Origin of the sequence: Nocardiopsis salina YIM 90010, assembly GCF_000341025.1 — a bacterium.
Lineage (GTDB): Bacteria > Actinomycetota > Actinomycetes > Streptosporangiales > Streptosporangiaceae > Nocardiopsis > Nocardiopsis salina.
On record NZ_ANBF01000169.1, the window covers coordinates 13,132 to 31,606 of the forward strand.

19 protein-coding genes, 3 tRNA genes and 2 pseudogenes are annotated in these 18,475 nt (G+C 66.6%); 11 read left to right on the forward strand and 13 right to left on the reverse strand.

Going from position 1 to position 18,475, the window contains the following annotated elements; genetic code table 11:
• Positions 1 to 257: 257 nt before the first annotated feature.
• Positions 258 to 1,649 (reverse strand): YcaO-like family protein, encoded by a 1,392-nt coding sequence (locus D474_RS0118700; protein ID WP_017615044.1) that lies wholly within the window; start codon positions 1,647 to 1,649, stop codon positions 258 to 260.
• A gap of 289 nt (positions 1,650 to 1,938) precedes the next feature.
• Between D474_RS0118700 and D474_RS0118710 the strand changes: the two genes are divergently transcribed.
• A complete protein-coding gene (locus tag D474_RS0118710; protein ID WP_017615046.1) occupies positions 1,939 to 2,874 on the forward strand; it encodes a class I SAM-dependent methyltransferase in 936 nt (311 codons plus the stop codon).
• A 663-nt stretch (positions 2,875 to 3,537) separates the two neighbouring features.
• Here D474_RS0118710 and D474_RS0118715 read toward each other — a convergent pair.
• A complete protein-coding gene (locus D474_RS0118715) occupies positions 3,538 to 3,990 on the reverse strand; it encodes a hypothetical protein (RefSeq protein WP_017615047.1) in 453 nt (150 codons plus the stop codon).
• Positions 3,991 to 4,531: 541 nt separating this feature from the next.
• On the opposite strand from D474_RS0118715, the gene D474_RS33515 reads away from it, so the two are divergent.
• Entirely contained in the window at positions 4,532 to 4,810 is a 279-nt protein-coding gene (locus tag D474_RS33515) for a CRISPR-associated endonuclease Cas1 (protein WP_017615048.1), read from the forward strand.
• Positions 4,811 to 4,946: 136 nt separating this feature from the next.
• A pseudogene (locus tag D474_RS29280) lies at positions 4,947 to 5,144 on the forward strand (MerR family transcriptional regulator); the annotation flags it as partial.
• Between the two features lie 399 nt (positions 5,145 to 5,543).
• Here D474_RS29280 and D474_RS0118730 read toward each other — a convergent pair.
• A complete protein-coding gene (locus tag D474_RS0118730; RefSeq protein ID WP_026118615.1) occupies positions 5,544 to 6,470 on the reverse strand; it encodes a universal stress protein in 927 nt (308 codons plus the stop codon).
• Positions 6,471 to 6,854: 384 nt separating this feature from the next.
• On the opposite strand from D474_RS0118730, the gene D474_RS0118735 reads away from it, so the two are divergent.
• Positions 6,855 to 7,628 carry a peptidoglycan recognition protein family protein gene (locus tag D474_RS0118735; protein WP_017615051.1) on the forward strand — a complete coding sequence of 258 codons (774 nt, stop codon included), beginning with the start codon at positions 6,855 to 6,857 and terminating at the stop codon, positions 7,626 to 7,628.
• A 164-nt stretch (positions 7,629 to 7,792) separates the two neighbouring features.
• Here the strand turns inward: D474_RS0118735 and D474_RS29285 are convergent, their stop codons facing one another.
• The 6 genes and pseudogenes from D474_RS29285 to D474_RS29300 all read right to left on the reverse strand — a co-directional run.
• A complete protein-coding gene (locus D474_RS29285) occupies positions 7,793 to 8,461 on the reverse strand; it encodes an HIT family protein (protein WP_017615052.1) in 669 nt (222 codons plus the stop codon).
• 11 nt (positions 8,462 to 8,472) lie between these two features.
• Positions 8,473 to 9,402: a DUF2797 domain-containing protein gene (locus D474_RS0118745; protein ID WP_017615053.1), complete on the reverse strand. Its 930-nt coding sequence runs from the start codon at positions 9,400 to 9,402 to the stop codon at positions 8,473 to 8,475.
• Positions 9,399 to 9,806 (reverse strand): hypothetical protein, encoded by a 408-nt coding sequence (locus D474_RS33520; RefSeq protein WP_239647115.1) that lies wholly within the window; start codon positions 9,804 to 9,806, stop codon positions 9,399 to 9,401. The genes D474_RS0118745 and D474_RS33520 overlap by 4 nt, the downstream gene beginning before the upstream one ends.
• A 527-nt stretch (positions 9,807 to 10,333) precedes the next feature.
• The gene (locus D474_RS0118755; RefSeq protein WP_017615056.1) at positions 10,334 to 10,993 is read right to left on the reverse strand and encodes an AAA family ATPase; all 660 of its coding nucleotides are present in this window, start codon (positions 10,991 to 10,993) and stop codon (positions 10,334 to 10,336) included.
• Positions 10,986 to 11,624, reverse strand: coding sequence for a hypothetical protein (locus D474_RS0118760; RefSeq protein ID WP_017615057.1), 639 nt, complete (start codon positions 11,622 to 11,624; stop codon positions 10,986 to 10,988). The genes D474_RS0118755 and D474_RS0118760 overlap by 8 nt, the downstream gene beginning before the upstream one ends.
• 636 nt (positions 11,625 to 12,260) lie before the next feature.
• Positions 12,261 to 12,410 (reverse strand): annotated as a pseudogene (locus D474_RS29300) (helix-turn-helix domain-containing protein); the annotation flags it as partial.
• 141 nt (positions 12,411 to 12,551) lie between these two features.
• Between D474_RS29300 and D474_RS0118775 the strand changes: the two are divergent.
• The 3 genes from D474_RS0118775 (at position 12,552) to D474_RS0118785 (ending at position 15,185) form a co-directional block, all read left to right on the forward strand.
• Complete coding sequence (locus D474_RS0118775; protein ID WP_040703943.1) at positions 12,552 to 13,103, forward strand: site-specific integrase; 552 nt, start codon at positions 12,552 to 12,554, stop codon at positions 13,101 to 13,103.
• 129 nt (positions 13,104 to 13,232) lie between these two features.
• On the forward strand, positions 13,233 to 13,589 hold the full coding sequence (locus tag D474_RS29305) for a hypothetical protein (RefSeq protein ID WP_239647116.1): 357 nt from the start codon (positions 13,233 to 13,235) through the stop codon (positions 13,587 to 13,589).
• A gap of 252 nt (positions 13,590 to 13,841) precedes the next feature.
• On the forward strand, positions 13,842 to 15,185 hold the full coding sequence (locus D474_RS0118785) for a tyrosine-type recombinase/integrase (RefSeq protein WP_026118617.1): 1,344 nt from the start codon (positions 13,842 to 13,844) through the stop codon (positions 15,183 to 15,185).
• A 64-nt stretch (positions 15,186 to 15,249) separates the two neighbouring features.
• Here D474_RS0118785 and D474_RS0118790 read toward each other — a convergent pair whose 3' ends face one another.
• Positions 15,250 to 15,618, reverse strand: a complete 369-nt coding sequence (locus D474_RS0118790; RefSeq protein ID WP_017615061.1) for a hypothetical protein — start codon at positions 15,616 to 15,618, stop codon at positions 15,250 to 15,252.
• Between the two features lie 97 nt (positions 15,619 to 15,715).
• On the opposite strand from D474_RS0118790, the gene D474_RS0118795 reads away from it, so the two are divergent.
• The 4 genes from D474_RS0118795 (at position 15,716) to D474_RS0118810 (ending at position 18,065) form a co-directional block, all read left to right on the forward strand.
• On the forward strand, positions 15,716 to 16,492 hold the full coding sequence (locus D474_RS0118795) for a helix-turn-helix domain-containing protein (protein WP_017615062.1): 777 nt from the start codon (positions 15,716 to 15,718) through the stop codon (positions 16,490 to 16,492).
• On the forward strand, positions 16,489 to 16,671 hold the full coding sequence (locus D474_RS0118800) for a DUF397 domain-containing protein (protein WP_017615063.1): 183 nt from the start codon (positions 16,489 to 16,491) through the stop codon (positions 16,669 to 16,671). The genes D474_RS0118795 and D474_RS0118800 overlap by 4 nt, the downstream gene beginning before the upstream one ends.
• A 417-nt stretch (positions 16,672 to 17,088) precedes the next feature.
• Complete coding sequence (locus D474_RS0118805) at positions 17,089 to 17,865, forward strand: replication-relaxation family protein (RefSeq protein ID WP_083931876.1); 777 nt, start codon at positions 17,089 to 17,091, stop codon at positions 17,863 to 17,865.
• Positions 17,856 to 18,065 carry a helix-turn-helix domain-containing protein gene (locus D474_RS0118810; RefSeq protein WP_017615065.1) on the forward strand — a complete coding sequence of 70 codons (210 nt, stop codon included), beginning with the start codon at positions 17,856 to 17,858 and terminating at the stop codon, positions 18,063 to 18,065. The genes D474_RS0118805 and D474_RS0118810 overlap by 10 nt, the downstream gene beginning before the upstream one ends.
• A gap of 132 nt (positions 18,066 to 18,197) precedes the next feature.
• Here the strand turns inward: D474_RS0118810 and D474_RS0118815 are convergent.
• From D474_RS0118815 to D474_RS0118825, 3 genes are all read right to left on the reverse strand, one after another.
• A tRNA-Val gene (locus D474_RS0118815) sits at positions 18,198 to 18,274 on the reverse strand.
• An 11-nt stretch (positions 18,275 to 18,285) separates the two neighbouring features.
• Positions 18,286 to 18,356, reverse strand: a tRNA-Cys gene (locus D474_RS0118820).
• 41 nt (positions 18,357 to 18,397) lie between these two features.
• A tRNA-Gly gene (locus tag D474_RS0118825) sits at positions 18,398 to 18,470 on the reverse strand.
• Positions 18,471 to 18,475 lie beyond the last annotated feature (5 nt).

Sequence of the window (18,475 nt, forward strand, 5' to 3'; positions counted from 1 at the left end):
CCGACAGGCCGACGGGCACGTGATCATCAGGGCCGCTCAGGACCAACACATCGCGGCCGCGACCTCGCGGTGCGCGGTCACCGACGGGGTTCGCCTCCGTGCTTGCCATCCCGCCCGTGAGCTCGCTCAAGTTCACCCTCCAGCGCACTGCGTGGCTCCATCGGGGCTCGACTCGGACGCTCACCTGGTAGCGCCCGATCTTCTTCGTCATCGGCGAACGCTCCGTTTGCGCTCGGACCCTTCGAGCGGCCCGCGCGTCAGAGCGGGGCGGAGCCGCGATACCGCCAACGGCGCCCGCGTTTGCCGGGCAGAGCGAGGTGTCCCTCGGTGACCAGGTGGAAGCGTTCGAGCCCCGGGCACTGCACCTGGACGACCGTCGTGCCGCGCTGGGAACGCCGGAGCGCGTGGGCCCCCACCCGATGGCCGGCGGCCGCGATCCGTTCCACCACAGCCTCGCGCTGGTCGGATACGGGCGTGCCCTTCGGGACGGCCTCCGCCGGCAGTGGGCCCCGAGGCGATCCCTCGAGGCGTTGCATGAAGTCCAGCTGGGCGCAGGCCAGCAGCCGGGGATGTTCCCGGAACCGGGTGTCCACGTCGTGTCGGATGTCGTGATCGGCCATGAGTTGGGCGTAAGGACCGGTGCGACCCTCGGACCCTGCGTGCTCGGCCACGACCCGAGACAGCAGCTCGTCCTGGACGAACTCGGTGATCGCGCGCTCGGCGGCGAGGGTGCCCGACAGCGAAGCGCCCAGCCCGTAGCGGTGTTTGCTGCCGGACGGGCCGTGTGCGTAGGCCATGACCACGGGCACGCCCAGGTCGCTCGTCAGGTCCAGGAGCGCCACGGCCCCAGCGGTGAGCTCCTCGGCGCGGTCCAGGTGGGACCTCAGGGCTGCGGGCAGGTCCGTACGCGGCACGTGGGCGGGCATGGGCCCGCCGTCGTAGATCGACCGCAACAGGAACAAGGAGAACGCATCGCGTTCCACCCATTCGTTGAGGGCATGCAGAAGCGCTTCGTCCTCGCTGGCACCGATGGCACATCCGGAGTTGACGCTGAACGCGAGCGCGGAACCGTAGTCGACCGTGTCCCCCAGTCCCCGGCGCATCGAAACGGCCTCGGGGGCGGGTGCGGAATACCAAGGCGCCCACAGGTAGAGCGGGACGTCGAAATCCACACCTCCGTCGAGGGAACGGTAGGGCAGGCATGCCACACGACGGCCCGCCTGACCCCCGACGTCGCCGATCGCGCGGTCGCCCGCGTAGGGGCCCTCCTTCAGCTGCGCGGCCTCGAGCAAACGCACCGGAAGCGAGTCCAGCACGAAGGGTCCGGTGAATACATGTTCCATCGCCTCGAACTGCGCACCGATGCGGGCAGGGACACACGGCCCCTTCCCAGCTCCCAAGCCATACGGGATCTCCGCGCCCTGAGCGTCCCACAGCGCACACTGGGCGGCGGTCGGATCGGAGCCGTCGAGGAGGCGGAACTGCGAACTCCATCCCAGCTCATCGATATCGGCCAGAATCCGGGCCTGGGCCTCGGACAGCGTGAATTCGCGTTCTTGAGAACCCGACCAGAGGTCGGGCGTAGCAACGGGGGACCGGACCTCGGGGGCCGGCCCCCCGCTGAGGCGGACCCAGGAGGGTCTCGCCATGATTACTCCGTGGTCTGCTCGTCGAGTTCGTCCACCGCCGGCGAGATGTCCTCGGCGGGGTCGATCGGGGACGACTGCATGAGCGATGCGCAAGCCATATTCGACTCCTTCTGGAGGGTCCGGCACCAAGGAAGACCGTTGGAAACGCCTTCTGACCACACGGCCTTTCTGTGCACAGCATCTTGGGGGAGTATCGAGCGGCTTTCAAGGGTGAATTTCACGTTTGAACCGCGGACAAGGTCTCATCTGCGGGGATGCGCTCACCGAACCCGGGTGGAACACTTCCGCCATGGAGGAAGCGCGCGCAGAACTCATGGCCCGCATCGACGAGCTCCTCGACGGCGCCTGGTCGTTGGCGGCACTGGCCGCAGCGGTGAACGAGCCCCGGCTCTCGGGCGAACACGAAGCGCTCTTGGCCGCCTGCGGCTTCGCCGAGAACGGGGACGGAGGCCATCTTCGCCACGACTACCGAGAGGTACTCGCGGCCCAATCGGATCCGTCCGCTTTCGGGAGGCGGATCGCTGAGATGCTCCGTCGAGCCGCGGACGCGGCCGAAGGACGCACCGTGCCCGACCGGATCGACGACGCGGCCTTCCTCTCCGACGGGCGCTCCTCGGGGGCGCACATGCGTGTCTTCCTGAAAGTCCTGGCCGACCGGGTTCCGGGCTTCGCGGACCTGCTGGATCGAGGAGCCCCACGCTTTCTCGACGTCGGGGCCGGGGTCGGAGCGGTCTCGGCCGCGGTCCTGCAGCGGGCCCCGGGCGCACGCGCGGTGGGCCTGGACGTGGATCCCCGCGCACTCCGCTTGGCGAAGGGCTACTTGCGCGACCAGGGGGTGGACCAACGCGCCGAGATCCGCCTGCAGGATGTGGCCGAGCTGGTGGAGACCTCCAGCTACGACCTGGCGTGGTTGCCGCTTCCGGCTCTGTCCAGTGGAGCCACCGAAGCGGCACTGCCGCGGCTCAGGGCGGCCCTGCATCCGGGCGGCTATCTGCTCGCTGCGACCGCGCTGCCCGCCGACACCGAGGGGACTGGGGAGGACCTGCACACGGCTGTCCTCCGCTGGCGGCTGCGCCGGGAGGGCGTGACCTCCTGGGGGCCCGAGATGCTCCGGGACCGCCTGCGCGAGCACGGGTTCGAGGATGTCCGGTCGGTGGGTTCACCCAGTGGGACCGTCGAGCTCCTTGTCGCCCGTACCCCGGCTCACACAGCCCCGATCGACTGACCTGACACGTCGGCCCGGACTTCGAGCGCAACGTCACCGACCAACCCGACTTCCTCGCCCGCCACGTCCCGGTCGGCCGACCCCCACCTGAACCCACACCCGACAGATCCCTAGACCCGGAGACCACCCTGGCCGCTACAACCTGGCCCCTCGCACCGTCCTGATCACCGGCTCCACCGGTGGCCTCGGCACCGCCCTGGCCCGCGCCCTGCGTGAGCGCGGCGCCAATTTTGGGCCTCCTCGACCTCGATCGTCGGCGAGCAGACTCGGGTGGCTGCCTGGGAAGAGCCCATCACATAGCCAGGTGATCTCCGGCTCCACCTGCGAAAGTACGGTGGATCGGGATATCATTCCATACATTCACCATCTACGATCTTTATCTCACCACCCTCCCAGCCGTCAATGTTGCGACTATCGTCCCCGTCAAGCCATTCGATGCTGCATTCACTGAAGTACACTTCATCGCCACCCTGAAGGGGGTACGATGCTTCAATTCTTGCCCACCCTTGATCAGTCTCGGATGTTTCATCCGGCCAGGAAGTCGAGAGCCTCCCGAAACCCCACGCTGACTCTTCATTCCAGGAAAGCCACGTCATGGAATCGATCTTGACGTAGTTCGATGGCGTGTATGAATTCGGTGCGCTCATCGTCCGGTCCGCTTGATCACGGGTCGATGAGCACTAGAGCCGGACCCAGCACCGTGAAACCGAACAGCATCAGCGCAGCCAGGGCACCGCCCCACCCCAAGGCGATGGATACTCGCCCGCTGCCTCCTGACTTCTGCAACTCCCTCCTTGAAGAACCGGCGCCCGTTAGCGACGGCACGGTGCCAGGGAAGAAGGGCATGATCACAACAAACGCACCGATGAAGAAGATCGCGGTCCCCAGAACGGTGATCGTCGGCGCAGCCTGGTACCATTTCGGAAGTAGCTGGATCAAAACCGCCCCGAGAACCAAGCCGGGCACCAGCACTGCGACAAGCAGACCGAGAACCCGCAACAAGGAATCAGCGACAACTCGCAGTATCAGATTGTGAAGATCACGCTCGAAGAACATTGCCAGGATGAAACCTATGACCGTTCCTATGACGAGTATTGTAATCTCCCAGATGGCCATTCTCACGCCCACTATATCGAATCACATCAACGCTCGGTCAGCGTAGATTCTCATTGACTCTTGACGGTACCGGAGCCTCGCGCCATGATCGCGATGGGCCCAGGGGCCGCCAACGCCCCTCAACGCGCCCTCACCCGTGTAGGCGTCCGATACCTCCACCCCGCCCTGGAACACTCCAGGCTCTTACGAGCTGGTGCGTGATAGCGGGTGAGGTTTCACTGGAGAGCTGTGGCATGCTCTGGTCGTGATGATCAAGGTCAATCGTGTGGTCCTGGACCCACGCCCGGCTCACCGGCATCCCCCAGCGCCACCTGGCCGCCCTCATCGAGGAACTGGCCCGCCCCCTGCTCGGCTCGGGAACGTCCATTACCCAACGGGCGCTGTCGACCTTTATGTGTTACGGGACGACCGTGATCGCCGTGGGGGCCGGAGGGGTGCGCTGCTATGGCGCCCTGCAACCGACGGACCGCACCACCAATGGCTCGAATGTCAGGTCAGAGCGTGGTCCGATCCCGCAACGCGGTTGGACGTGGCCCGGAGGATGTACGAGCTCAGGTTCGGCGAGGACATCGCCCCCGGCGCCCTGCTGGAGAGCATGCGCGGAATCGAGGGGCAACGCATGAAGGCCCTGTACCGTGCGTTGGCGCAGCGCCAGAAACTGCGACCGTTCAAGCACAGCTACGACCCTCTCGACTGGAGTGCTCAAGATCCGGTCAACGTGGCCCTGTCTGCTGCCAGCGCGGCGTTCTACGGGATCGCGCACGCCGCCATCTCGCACCTGGGATGTTCTCGTGCACTGGAGTTCGTTCACACAGGCTGAAGACACCGGGAGCCGGTAGGACAGCAGTACAGAAGTTGAGCAGTACCCGTAGGACCGGCGTCCCGCCAGAACGGGGGAGGCCGGAGCAGCAAAGCAGGACGGGGCAAGGCTTGACCGGCGTGCTTGGTTGTAGGGCGTCGAGCCTTTGCGGTCGGAGGGCGGGCACCGCCGCTACTCCCGCTATCAGCTCAGGATCGCCGCGCGAGCACGTGAACTCGTGGACGAGGGAACACCGATCGAGGCCGCGTGCCGGATCATCGTCCTGGAGGACCAGCTCGAGGAGGCCCACGGGATCAACGAGGAACTGCGAGCCGACGACCCAGCCAAGGAATGAGCGCCGGTCGAACGAGGTGAGGGCAGTCGTCGGACGGCCTCGGCTCCACGCCGGCCATGCGTGGCCAGCTCTGCGGGCCAGGCGTGGGACGCATCGTTCATCGCGCCGGTTCTACCTGGCCGTGGACGGTACCCCGGGTGAGGTGATCGCGCGTGCGGGCTCGCAGAGGTGTTCCTCGTCGGCCTGTCGTGTCTACCACGGTAGGCTGCGGCACCGGTGGGAGGTATTGCTCGGCGGGTGCGAACGACGCTGCTGTAGGGGCTGCACGAGCGATCGCGCGCCATATTTCCGTCCTTGCCGCACAACAAGTGACGGATCCCTGGACGCAGCCACGGGGCTCCTCCGCGCGCCGGGAGCAGTGCAGTGGCTCGCACGAGCGTGCACCATACAAAAAGGTGTTCAGTCCTGGGCCCCGTGCTTGGGCAACACCACGATCGGAATGTGCGAGCGGTGCAGGAGCCCCTGACTCACCGAGCTGAGGAGCCACCCCAGCACTGTGCCGTGCCCGCTCGAGCCCACGACGATCGCGTCGGCCCCCTCGGCCACGCGCAACAGCCCGTCGACCGGGTCGGACCGGGTGCGCACGACGCTCACTTTGATGTCGACAGCGCCCCGTGCCTGCGAGAGCTCGGTGAGTAACCCGTCGACCAGCTGCTCTGACTGACGGTCGAACATCTCCTCCAAGGACTGATGTCCGCTTCCGGTCACTTCGAACTGATAACCGGAGGACTGGGGCATCTCCCAGCTGGTGGCCACGACCAGCTCGCCCCTGGTCTCCCCAGTCAGGTCCATCGCGAGTTTCAGGACGCGGCGGGCGTCGCGGGAGAAGGAGACGCCGACGACGATGCGCTGGAGGCAGGTGGTGGCCGGCCGGCCCAGATCGTGGGGTACCACCACGACCGGGCAAGGGGCCCGAGCTGCCACGCGTACACTCACCGACCCCACCAGCACCGCCGCGACGGGCCCCAACCCCCGGGTGCCGACCACGAGCAGGTCGTGCGGACGGCTCTGGTGGAGCAGTGCGCGCGGTCCGTCCTCCGAGGTGGCGACGGTCTCGGTCTCGACATCCGGATGTAGTCCGACGACGTACTCTCGGGCCTCGGCGAGCAGGGCGTTGGCCCGGCTTCTCATCTCATCGCTGGGGTGAAAGCGGGCCGACGCCTTCCCGGTCGGAACGAGTGACGGCGGCCCCATGGCATGAACGAGGCGGACCACGGCCCCGCGACGGACAGCTTCTGCGGTCGCCCACTGCAGAGCCGCCCCGGCGTGGTCGGAGCCGTCCACACCGACCACCACTCTGGGAAAACGCTCCCGGTGCTCCGCCATGATCTCCTCCTCGCCCACGTTCACTTCTGAATCGTCGACCGGACGTCGTGAGCTTTCTTGAGAACGCACGAGCCGTCGGCCGAATTCCGTCCAGCTGCATGGAAGGCCTGAATACCCCGATCGAAGGGGGATGTACCCGGAGCCGAATGTGGCGTTGGTCGCCCTGCCCACATCGGCCTCCAGCCGGCGGCCGGAGAATGTTTCGAGAAGATCACCTCCCATGAGCTGATGTTTCAGGGGGATGGCAAGGAATTCATGCCAAGGGGTGCAGACAAGGGGTTCTTGTGCTGTTACCTTTCTCGGGTTCGGTATCCCCCCGTGAGCATTGGACCGAGAATGTCCCGTCATCACGAACTCCGCCCCAGAATCATCTCCCGCCGTAACATGCTGGTGACCTCCGCTGCCGCCGCCGGAACCGTTGCCTTCGGCGGGCTCGCTCCCCCCGCCTTCGCGGAGGCTTCCGCCAGTGCCCCCTCGCCCACGATCCGCAACCGTTCGGCCTGGAACGCCCGTCCGCCGACCAGCACCCCGCAGACCGTGTCCGGGTCGCCGACCTACATCGTCGTGCACCACACCGCGACCGAGAACCAGACGGATTACTCCCTGGAGCGCGCCTATTCGTTGTCCCGGGGCATCCAGAACTGGCACATGGACAACAACGGCTGGATCGACGCGGGCCAGCAATTCACCATCAGCCGTGGTGGGCACATCATGGAGGGCCGCTCCGGGTCCCTGCTCGCGGTCGACGGCGGATACCACCTGGTCGGCACGCACGTCGCCAACTACAACGGCGTCGCCGTCGGTATCGAGAACGAGGGAACCTATAACTCGGTCAGCCCCACCGACGCGCTGTGGAGCTCACTCATCCGAACCTGCGCTTGGTTGTGCTATTTCTACGACCGGCCCACCAGCGCGATCGTCGGCCATCGGGACCTCAACTCCACCGAATGCCCCGGCGACCAGCTGTACAGCCTGCTGCCCACCCTGCGCAGCGACGTCGCCGATTACCTCAGCAGCAACAATGTGAGCCTTTCGGCCAGAGACCTGGCGGGTCCGGAGATCCCGCCCTACCCGCCGGTGCCCTCAGGCGGGCCGAGCGGCGCCCACGATCACGGCCCCGCCCTGGGATCGGACGATCTCAACGCCCACGAGGGCTGAGGCCACGGCGCCGGCCCGGGGGAGTGGCACCCCGGGCCGGTACTGCCAACGCCCTCGGAACGTCCCCGAAGGGCCTGTCTTCCTTGCAACTCGCGGCGCATATACGACAGCACGGTGGTTCGCCGTTCGGTGGTGCGCGGCCCTGCCTTCAACGTTGGTGTGATTCACCTGTAGGCGAAGTGGGTGATCATGCGCTGGACCCGCTCGGCTTGGGGGAAGACGAGCCAGTCCCACGTTCCTTCCTCAGCGCCCATCCATGTGGCCAGGCATCGGCGGAAGAACTGCGAAGGGGCGCCCGTGGCTTGGCCGATCCAGTCCTGCCCGGGGGTGCCCAGGGCCAGGTAAGAGCGCTGGTGTTCCTGGACCAACCGGTGGGCCGAGTCGGTCCAGTCCATGCACTGCTGCATGGCCACGGGCGGGGGGGATCTGGTCGAGGAAGGCGTGGTGGTCGCGGTCGGTGGCCACGACGTGGACGTGCGTGTGGTCGTAGCAGGCCCCGCCCTTGTTGCGAAAGTCCAGGCTGCCGTGTTCGAAGATGAGGCTGCGCAGGCCCGTCGGCGTACGAGCTCGGTGACCTCGTTGACGAGGGCGCGCAGGTCAGCGCGTTCGGCCTCGTCGAGCCATCCCACGGACAGGGTGTGGCGTTTGGAGACGATCAGCAGGTACCAGTCCGTCAACGCTCCGATGCAGGGCACGACGACGAAATGGTCACTCTCGTGAAAGATGTAGTCCTCCCGCGAGCGTCCCAGCCCCAGGTCGAAGAAGAGGTTGGAGCCGGCCTGCCCGTCGACCTCGTGGCAGAAGGTGCAGATGTCGTCGAAAGTGGTGCTCATCGGCCCTCCATTCAGAACAGGGTCGGGGACGCGGTCGGGGCCGCTTCGGATGCGGGGTGCAGGCGCCGGCCGACCAACGTGCTCAGGTCGGCGCAGTAACGGGCCGCGCCGGGGGTGGGGTCGGTGCTGAGCAGGGCCACGGGGCCGCTGGCTCCGTGGATGTGGATCCGGTGGCTGCCCGTGGTGAGCTGGTCGGGGTAGGCGAGCACGGGCGCGGCTTCCAGGACGGTGTCGGCGCACGCGGGGCGGACCCAGGCTTCGGGATCGCAGAACACCTGCATACCGCTCCGATCGGCGGTGATGTCGGCAAGGTAGGAGCACACCCGGGCCGAGAGCGCGCCCAGGTCCTCGGTGAGGGCGGCCGGGTCGACCTTGTTCTGCAGGCCCCGGACCTTGCGCGTGGAACGAACCTGTTGGGTGAGGTTGAAGCGCTCGGAGACGGCCGTTTCCAGGGTCCGCACGGCGATGCCGTCATCTGTGCGAGCGACGTAGAGGGCCGCGGCCGGCCCCTGTTCGGCCAGGCGGCTGCGCCGTCGTGATTCGGCTGCAGTGCCGACCTTCTTGGTTCCGTCGGCGAAGATGTCCAGGTAGAGCCAGTGCGGCTGCTGCAGGTACTCGCGGATGTTGGTCGGCAGGGCCGCCGGGTCGGAGTGGGCCTGGTGGGCGGCGAGGAACCCTTCGCGGTACTGGCAGTGGCGGCACTGGCGGCCACGCTCGAGGGTCTGGGACCGCTCGCACACGCGGTGGTCCGCCTGCGGCCCGGTCAGGTCGAACCACCCGACGCAGTGCTTCTGCTCGTCCTGGATGTGGAAAGTGTGCTCGCCCAGCAGGGGCACGAGCCTGCTGCCTGCTTCTTCTCCGGGGTCGGTGGTGCGCAGTTTCGGGGCGTCGGGCTCGCTCCAGTCCAGGCCGAGCAGCGTCACGGGGGCGTCGAGGTTCATGTCAGGCTCCGGTTCAGAACGGTTTCGATGTCGTGCAGACACCGTTGGCGCCGGGTGGCCACCGGTGTGCTGCGTTCGGCGTAGAGGCCGTGGGCATGGGTGCCGTTGAGGTTGTCGGTGACGATGTGCAGGTAGGCGAACCCCACACCGGCCTTGGTGGCGGCCTGGGCCATGTGTCCGATCTCGGGGTCGACCACGTCGGTGTCGGCACGGTGGGTGTGCAGCCACGTGCGGGTTTCGTCCATGACGCTGGCGAGGGTGGCGTGGCGAACCTCCGGGCGCACACTGGGTGGCGCCTGCATGGGGTCGAGGAAACTGTTCCACGCCAGGGGCCCGTCGCGCAGGCGTGTCGTGGTTCCGGTGACCACGAGCGTGTTGGGCACCATGTCGGGGTTGCAGGCCACCGAGCTTGCCGACGTAGACCACGCCCGCCGCTCGCGCGCGTTGTGCCAGGACCGAGACGAGGTTTCCGGCCAGGTCGCCCCAGAAGCTGAACTCGCAGCCCAGCATGAGCAGGGTCGCGCTGCCGACGCGGACCGTGCGCCACGCGAAACCGGGGCGGTGCGTCCACTCCCCTTGGTTCTTCCACAGGGCTTCGACATACCCAAGGACGACCAGGTCGGCGGTGGGCAGGTCCGTGGGGAGCCAGTGGTCGACGAACGCGCGTCCGTGGCCCTCGGTCGGCAGCTCCACGTCCACGTGTTCCTCGGGAAGGCCGGCGATCAGACAGGCGCTGCGCAGTAGCTCGGCGTAGTGGTGGATGTAGTCGTGTCCGGGCGGGGCGACGCAGTGCAGGACGCTGCCGACTTGCGTGAGGTTCGGGTAGACCCACGCCCTGCCGCCAGTGGCGGGGGGGCGGGCGGNACGTAGTCGGCCAGCCGTTCACCCATGGTGTGTTCGGACGGTGCGACGGCCGGACGCGTGGTCGCGGTCATGGGCGCGGCTCCTCGGACAGCAGGTCCACCAGTTCTGCGGTGAGGTCATCGGCGGCCAGGGTGTGTACAGGAGCGCTGTGCACATGCAGCAGTTCGTCCATGAGTTGGGCCGTGCAGCTCTGGTAGTCGGTGAACGCCTCCGGGCGGGTGGTGGCCTGGCCGGTGAGGAAGGCCCCGTGCTCGGACGGTTTCGAGCTGCCCTTTCTCCGGCGCGCAGCGACCCCTGCCGGAGTGGGGAGCCAGAGCACCCGGTCCGGCTGCGCAAGGGAGGAGAAGACCCGCTCGGCCAAGGACGCCAGGGCCGCGTCACCAGAGAGCTTCATCCGGGCCAGATGCTTGAAGTGCCACCCGTCGACGATCACCGTCCGGTTCTGAGCGAGTGCGGGGGCGACATGCGTGGCGTGGAAGAGTTCGTACCAAGCCGCCAAGGTGTGCACCCAGTAGCGGCTCGGATAGGTCCACACGGGTTCGGCGTGGTCGTAGCTCCAGGTGAGTCGGTGCATCGTCGTCAGGCGCTCCTCCGCCCACGGAGAACCACTCCGGGGGCGGGCGTCCTTGCACACGACGGTTGCGTTCGGGTGCCGGTCGGCCAACTGGGTGAGCAGGTGGCTCTTGCCGGCGCCGTCGATGCCTTCCAGGGTCCAGAACTCACCCATGGGCACCTCGCACCGTCAGCCCGGCCTCACGCAGGTTGATGGCCAAGTGGGACAGCAGCCCTGAAGCCAGGTAGACCTCCTGGGTGCCCGCCCGCGTCAGGCGCTCAACGAACTCGGACAGGCGTTGGTGTTCTTCGCGGGCGACGGAGACGTCCAGCAAGAGCGGGCCGGGTGGGATGTCGACCGCGGTGGAAACGATGGTGTTCAAGGGTGGTGCTTCGGTGGGTGCGTCCCACGCCGAGAGTGCAGGAACCGTGCTGCGCAGGTTCTGCGGGCTGAGCCCGTACCGGGAGGAGTACTGCAGCTTCATACCGAACGGCCCACCGTGCTGTTGGAAGAGCGCATCGAGCCCATCTCTGTACTCGCCGACCCATTGGGCCACGGTGGCCAGCTGCCAGTCGTCCACACGTGCCGACTGCTCGTGGTGGCCGGTGGTGGGACAGTGGAAGCGGGCCGGCTGCAGCCCGCTCTCGGGCGCATCGAGCGCGGAGTACTCGGGGTAGAGATGCAGGACCACGGGGGTGATCCGATTGTCCAACTCCCAGATCCCGGGAACGAGCTCGGCGACCGTCCTATCGGCGTAGACGGCCAGCTCCACGGAGAACCTGACGTATTCGTAAGGCTGGACCACCAACGACAGGTGCGCGGGTAGCCGACGAGCCCATCCGTGAACCTCACCGGGGGGTGGCTCCGAGCAGGCGGGGCAGGTTGCGCTCTTCGTCGGTGGATGCCCCCCGGGCGACCAACCTCGTGTCTTCACCCAAGAGCCGATCCAGTTCCCCGGCCCAGGCTCTGCGCGCTTCGTCGAAAACGTGGACCGGTACTCGGAGCAGCCCGTGGCGCCGGAGTGTCGCGACAGCGTCACCCTTGCCCTGAGCGCTCATGCTGCCCACCCCGCCAGGGGCCGTGTGACCGGTCGGACCTGGAGTACGACCACGGTCGCCCCGGTCCACGCCCACTCCACATCCACCTCGAAGCCGAAGTGCTCGCTCAACTGTGAACAGAGAGATCCGAGCCTGCGAACCAGCGCCAGGTTCGGCAGCATGCCCTGCTCCCAACGCGCCGTGATGTGGCGGCCGGTCGCTCCAGCACGCACGGTCGGTTTGGTGCCGGAGGTGATCCCGTCAGGGGCGAAGGAGGCCTCGACCGACAGATGCCTCGCACCGTAGAAGGCCACCCCGTACAACGGTGCTTCCACCTGCTGTTGAACCACGATGCTGGCGCCCGGGACAGCCGTTTGGGGGCCGAGCGGCAACAGCTCACCCTCAGCCCGCTCGTATTTGGGCGGGTTCTCGCTGGCCAGAGCGCGTTTGACGGTGTTGCGGGCGATGCCCAGGTGCCGGGCGATGGCCTGGATCGGCATGTGTTCTGATCTGCGCAAACGGCGGATCTCGGCCCAGTCCTCCACAGTGATCACCCCTCCGATGATCAACCGGGGTGGTCAGATTTCACGCGACGTCACCTGGTCAGTTTTCACGCGTCGTCGACATGGATCGACCCCGAGCATGCCAAGGAACGGTTCGGCCCCTTCGCTGAAGAGGTCTTTGAGGCGGTGCGCGTGAGTGCGACGACCCGGGCCAAGTACCGCTCCCACCTCGACCAGCACCTGCTGCCGCAGTGGCAACACTGGTCTCTGGGCGCGATCCTGACCAGTTACCTGGAGATCGAACAGTGGGTGAAGGACCTGCACGAGGACCTGAGCGAGCCCTCGGTTGCCTCGGTCTTCGCCTCCTTCTCCAAGGTCATGGAGGCCGCGGCCAAGTCCCGCAAGATCCCTGCGAACCCCGCCCGAGGGGTCCGCATCACCAGCGGCGAGTACGAGCCCCAACACCAAGTCGCGACCCCGGTGCAAACATTGCGAGCGGCGATGCGCCTGGGGAAGTCCTTCGGCCACGCCGGGTTCGTGCTGACGTTGCTGAACTTCTACACCGGGGCTCGATGGTCAGAACAAGTCGGGCTGGGCCCGCACGACTACGACGAACTCCGCCGAGCGATCGCCGTGCGCACACCGCTGACCGAGGCCGGAGGGCACCTGCACCGCAGGAAGCGGACCAAGACCCCGGCCGGGAAGCGGTGGGTTCAACTGCCCGCTTTTCTGCACACGCTCTGAGCTGATCGACTCCTGCGAAGGCGAGCACGTGTTCACCGGTCCGCAGGGCGGGGTTCTGCGGCGCAGCAACTTTCGGGGCGCTTCTGGCGGCCGGCCTGGGACGGGGCGCCCACACACGAGGTGGTGTGGATGCGGCGTCCTCTGCTGCCGGGGGTGACGTTCAACGAGGCCGGTCGGCACTCGTTGCGTACGCAGTTGGCAGCGGAGGGCATCCCGGAGGTGGCCCGAGCGGCCCGGCTGGGCCATCGGGTCCCCGGGATGGCCCGGGTCTACGAACACGTCACCCCCCAGATGGAGGAGCGTGTACTCAGCGTGCTCGAATCCCTGTGGGCGCAGAGCGTGGCTGACCTCACCCCGGTCGAGCGAGAGCGCCTGTTCTCCATGGCCCCGAGCCTGGAAGAGCACTACCATGGGCACACGAAAAGCGGGCTCCCGCAGGAGCCCGCTTCGAAGATGATCTCCCAGATATCTCCCATTGCTGGGTGACCATCCAGGACCTGCACACCAGAGGAACCCTCTGACCTGCAGTGATGCTGGTGGGCGATACAGGATTCGAACCTGTGACCTCTACCGTGTCAAAAACCCTTCTCGCGTTCAACTCGACCTCGACCGTTCCCTGTCTGCTGGGTAAAATCCCAGCTAGATTAGGGAATCGGAATGCCGTGCAGGGTCGGCGACTACCGCCCGATGACGCACGGTCCACGGTCAGATCACGGTCAACCCCCCGAGGTGAACGACGTGGGTTTCTCCCGCAAGAGGGCCGGACGCAACGGCCGGGTGCGCTACACCGCCTACTACAAGGACCTGAAGGGCCGGGAACGGTCGGCGGGCACGTTCCCCAACAAGAAGGACGCCGACAAGGCGTGGCAACGGGCCGAGACGCAGTTGGCCGAAGGCAGGGTCGGTGACCCCGCACGCGGGCGCATGACCTTCGCCCGCTACGTGGAAGAGACTTGGCTTCCCCACCACCAGATGGAGGCCAGCACACGCCAGCGCTACACGTACTCGCTGCGCAAATACATCCTCCCGGAGTTCGGCCCGATGAGGATGGTGGACATCCTGCCCGAACACGTACGTGCCTGGGTGGCCCGCCTGCGCGACGAGGGTGTATCGGCGGGCACCATCAACGCCAACAAGGCCATCCTCAGCGCCGTCTTCACCACTGCACTGAACGACCAAGTGACCTTCGTGCACCCCTGCAAGGGGGTCAAGACCCCGCCCGTGGCGACCAAGCCGCGCACGATCATCACCCCGGAGCAGTTCGACACCTTGTACTGGGCCCTGCCCGACGCACGCATGCGCCTGCTGGTGGAAACCGCCATCGAAAGCGGCCTGCGCTGGGGCGAACTCTCCGAGCTGCGTACGCACGACCTGGATCCCCGTTCGAGCGTGCTCACGGTCAGCCGTGCGGTGGTCGAGGTCAACCCCCGCTTCCACCCCACGGGCGGAAGGTTCCACGTCAAGGATTACCCCAAGGACCGCGAATACCGGCGCTTCAAGCTCAGCCCACCCCTGGTACGCAGGCTCGCCGACCACATCACCGCGTACGCACTGAAGCCGCAAGATCTGCTGTTTGCCGCCGAAGAGGGGCCGTCTCCCGAGAAGCGCCTGCGGCCAGTGCCCGACCCCGACGCCCTGGGCCTGACCGAACCGAACGCGCACGGGCGCCAGTACAAGCACGGCACGCTCAGCGGCTACTCGGCGGGCAAGTGCAAGTGCGAGCACTGCAAGGGCGCCTACGCCCACTACCGCGCGCAACGGCGTGCCAAGGGCAAGGACGAACCACGCCATCCGCGCACACGTGACACCGACGGCCACATCCCGGCCGACTGGTTCCGCCGACAAGTCTGGCGGCCTGCGCTGTCCCGCGCCGAAGTGGGACAGCGGGTGCGCTTCCACGATCTACGGCATGCGCATGCTTCGTGGCTGTTGGCCGGGGGAGCAGACCTGCAAGTGGTCAAGGAACGGTTGGGCCACTCCGACATCGCGACCACGGCCCGCTACCTGCACACCCTGCCCGAGGCCGACGAGACCGCATTGACCGCGCTGGACTCCATCCGTGGCCGTGCTCGGGGCGGGTAGAGGGGTATGCGTACGCAGCTGGGCCCCGACCAGTGCGGTCGGGGCCCAGCTGCGCGGAGGGCGGTCAGGGGTGGTCGTTTCCTCGCCGGTGTTGGCTTCGACGCGGTAGGGGCGGGGGCGCGTGGCGTTCTGCTTCTTTGCGCCACTCGGGCAGTTCGGGCGGGGTCTGTGTGCCCGCACGGGTGCGGATGAGGTCGTCGACCACGAGTGAGGCGAACACACGGGCGTGGGTCTTGTAGTTGCCGCGCCCGTCCAACCACCGGTAGAGACCGTGGTCGGTGACAGTGACCTGTGCGTACCCGAGGTAGGGGCCACAGGTCAGGGTGGGCAAGGGGTCCAAGCTGAACCAGTGGGGCTTCTCGCCGATCTGGGAGTGCAGGCCGCGAGCGTTGAGTTCGTCCTGAAGGTGCTGTAGCTGTTCGATCACATCCATGGACTCACCCTGAACGTGACCTGTGCATTTACACAGACAGTAACAACTAACTGGAAAGCAATGGGTCCGCGTGCAAGCTCGTGTATAGCCTCGACGTGTGCCTGAGAACGACTTCACATCGCTGCTGTGCAAGCTCCGTGAATTGTCCGGTTTGAGTCAGGGTGAACTCGCTGACCGGGTCGAATCTTCCTCGGCCTCCGTGTCCCGATGGGAGAACGGTGTCGTCACCCCCAAGCGTGCGAAGGTCGAAGAGCTGGATCAGGTCTTGCACGGCCGTGGGCGGTTGGCGCGAGCCTGGGAACCGGTCGCGACAGGGCTCCAGATGCCACCGTGGATGCGCTCGGCCGGGGCTCTGGAGGACAAGGCCGTCTCGATCGCGAGTGTGACCGTCTCCAACCTGGTTCCCGGGATGGTCCAATCGATCGAGTACGCACGTTACGTGTTCCGCACAGGTCATCCGACCGCGTCGGCGGACGAGGTCGAGCGGCTGGCGCAACTGAGGGTGGCACGGTACGAGTCGTTGACCGGCAGGAACGACCCCTTCGTGACGGTGGTATTCCCACTCTCCGCGCTCAAGGGTCTTCCCGGCCATGTCAGGGTCGACCAGCTCGAAGCGTTGCTCCGACACATAGGTCGGGGACGCTTGGCGGCCCACCTGATCCCTGACCACACCCCGATCTTTCCGGTCTCAACGCCCATCCAGGTGTACCGCTTGATGGACGGCAGGAAGGTCGCCGCCTCCGATCACGCCCTCGGCAACCACGTGTACGAGTCGACCGAGGAAGCTGACAAAATCGAGAGGATCGTGACGCACGTGATCGGTCGTTGCTTCCCCGTGGATGACACGGTCCGACTGCTGGAGGAGTTGCTGTGAGCGAGTGGTACAAGTCCTCGTACTCGGAGAACGCTGCTCAGTGCGTGGAACTGCGCCACCTGCCGAGTCGGGTCCAGATGCGCGACACCCAGAACCGGAATGACGCCCTGCTGTCCTTCCCCGCTGCGGAGTGGGCCGCGCTGGTCGCTGTCGAATCCGGGCCCGATCACCGACGCTGACGCTCCTCCACTGGCTGGCTGTGGCCCGTCCTCGACTATTGGGATGGGCCACACCCATGTCGGCCCCATGGCCTGGCCTTAGACCGTGGTTGCGAAATCGGTGCCCGCAAGGGTGAGCGATTTCGGCTAGTTCAATGCCCTGGATGGGTGAGGGGAGTTTTTGCGGATTGCTCCCGGCTGTTCCCCCGACGGATCGGTGGGCGCATACGTGGACTCCTCTGACCCGCTGGGGCGCGCGCATCTGCTGTCCCAGTACAGAGCGTGCGCAACCCCGGCGGGTGATGGATCCGAAAACCTTCCCACCCAGAAGGGGTTGTACAGATTCTTACCGAGAGGACTCCCGCCCGCGTCGACGGAGGCCACCTGCTGCGACTGTCCGCGCATCTGACCGACCGTGACCGACGCATCCTGTCGCTCATCCACACCCACCGTGTGCTGACCACTCCGCAGGTCGCTCAAGTCGCCTTCAACAGCCAGAGCCGAGCCGTCCAACGCATGCGAATCCTGACTGGTCTCGGTCTGGTCGCGCGTTTCCGTCCTCGGCGCGATCGAGGATCAGCGCCGTGGCACTACGTTCTCGACACTGCTGGCGCTCACGTCATGGCGGCCGAAGGCGGTCGCAACACCGATCGCGCGAGTGTGCGCCGGGACCGTCAGCTTGCCCTCGCACGGAGCGCACATTTGGACCACAGGGTGGGGGCCAACGGGTTCTTCACGGCCTTGGTGGCGGCCGGCCGCGCCAGCGAGGGAACGGCCGAGCTGGGGGAGTGGCTGAACGCCTCCGGCGCCCATGGTTGGGCCGAATTCCACACGCGTGATGGGCTCATCCCGGTCCCGCGTGCTGACGGGTTCGGTCGCTGGGACGCCGACGGCCAGTCTGTGGCCTTCTTCTTGGAGTGGGACACCGGTAGCGAGACCCATCGTCAGTTGCACGCCAAGATGCAGCGCTACGTCGACTTCGCACCAACCCTGGTGGGCCCGATGCCGTGGGTGCTGTTCGTCTTCCCCACGGCCCGACGCGAAACGCACGCACGGAGTGCCCTGCGGCGTGTGCAGGGCACTGATCATGCACCGGTCGCCACGGCCCATCTGCCCGAAGCACACCACCCGGAGAAGGCGGTGTGGTGGCCCTTGAAATCCACTGCTGGCCGGGTTCTGCTGAGCGGGCTTCCGGAGGTGGATGCGTGGGTCTGACCGTGGAACAGGTGCGTGAGCTTCCGCCGACGGTGGACCTGATGACCGCTGCACGTGTGTTGGGCATCGGTCGGACCAAGGCCTACGAACTCGCCCGTGCCGACGAGTTCCCGGTGCACGTGGTGCGCATCGGTGGCCTGTACCGAGTCTCGACTGCCGACCTGTTGCGGTTCATACGGGCTGACGCGACCGGAGCCTGAGGTGTCGCCGAGTGCCGGATCTGAACGGTCGGGGCCGCCCGGTGACGTCCTGTGCCACGGTCGAACGACGGTCAGACACAACTCAGGGCATGTGCCGGATGGCTCCGAAACATGCCCTGAACTGGTCAAACGTGGTGGGCGATACAGGATTCGAACCTGTGACCTCTACCGTGTCAAGGTAGCGCTCTAACCAACTGAGCTAACCGCCCCATCCGATGGGAGGTGGAGACGGGATTCGAACCCGTGTAGACGGCTTTGCAGGCCGCTGCCTCGCCTCTCGGCCACTCCACCGAGTACACGTGAGGCGCATGAAGCTCCCCGCGTCTCCTCCGAGCGGACGACGGGATTCGAACCCGCGACCCTCACCTTGGCAAGGTGATGCTCTACCAGCTGAGCTACGTCCGCCTGCT

Excerpts from the sequence above, each read along its gene's own strand:
- D474_RS0118745 (WP_017615053.1), bottom strand. The coding sequence starts at position 9,402 with ATGAACCTCGACGCCCCCGTGACGCTGCTCGGCCTGGACTGGAGCGAG.
- D474_RS0118790 (WP_017615061.1), bottom strand. The coding sequence starts at position 15,618 with ATGGATGTGATCGAACAGCTACAGCACCTTCAGGACGAACTCAACGCT.
- D474_RS0118715 (WP_017615047.1), bottom strand. The coding sequence starts at position 3,990 with ATGGCCATCTGGGAGATTACAATACTCGTCATAGGAACGGTCATAGGT.
- D474_RS33515 (WP_017615048.1), top strand. The coding sequence starts at position 4,532 with ATGTACGAGCTCAGGTTCGGCGAGGACATCGCCCCCGGCGCCCTGCTG.
- D474_RS29285 (WP_017615052.1), bottom strand. The coding sequence starts at position 8,461 with ATGAGCACCACTTTCGACGACATCTGCACCTTCTGCCACGAGGTCGAC.
- D474_RS0118700 (WP_017615044.1), bottom strand. The coding sequence starts at position 1,649 with ATGGCGAGACCCTCCTGGGTCCGCCTCAGCGGGGGGCCGGCCCCCGAG.
- D474_RS0118755 (WP_017615056.1), bottom strand. The coding sequence starts at position 10,993 with ATGGGTGAGTTCTGGACCCTGGAAGGCATCGACGGCGCCGGCAAGAGC.
- D474_RS0118735 (WP_017615051.1), top strand. The coding sequence starts at position 6,855 with ATGCTGGTGACCTCCGCTGCCGCCGCCGGAACCGTTGCCTTCGGCGGG.
- D474_RS0118730 (WP_026118615.1), bottom strand. The coding sequence starts at position 6,470 with ATGGCGGAGCACCGGGAGCGTTTTCCCAGAGTGGTGGTCGGTGTGGAC.
- D474_RS29305 (WP_239647116.1), top strand. The coding sequence starts at position 13,233 with ATGCGGCGTCCTCTGCTGCCGGGGGTGACGTTCAACGAGGCCGGTCGG.
- D474_RS0118710 (WP_017615046.1), top strand. The coding sequence starts at position 1,939 with ATGGAGGAAGCGCGCGCAGAACTCATGGCCCGCATCGACGAGCTCCTC.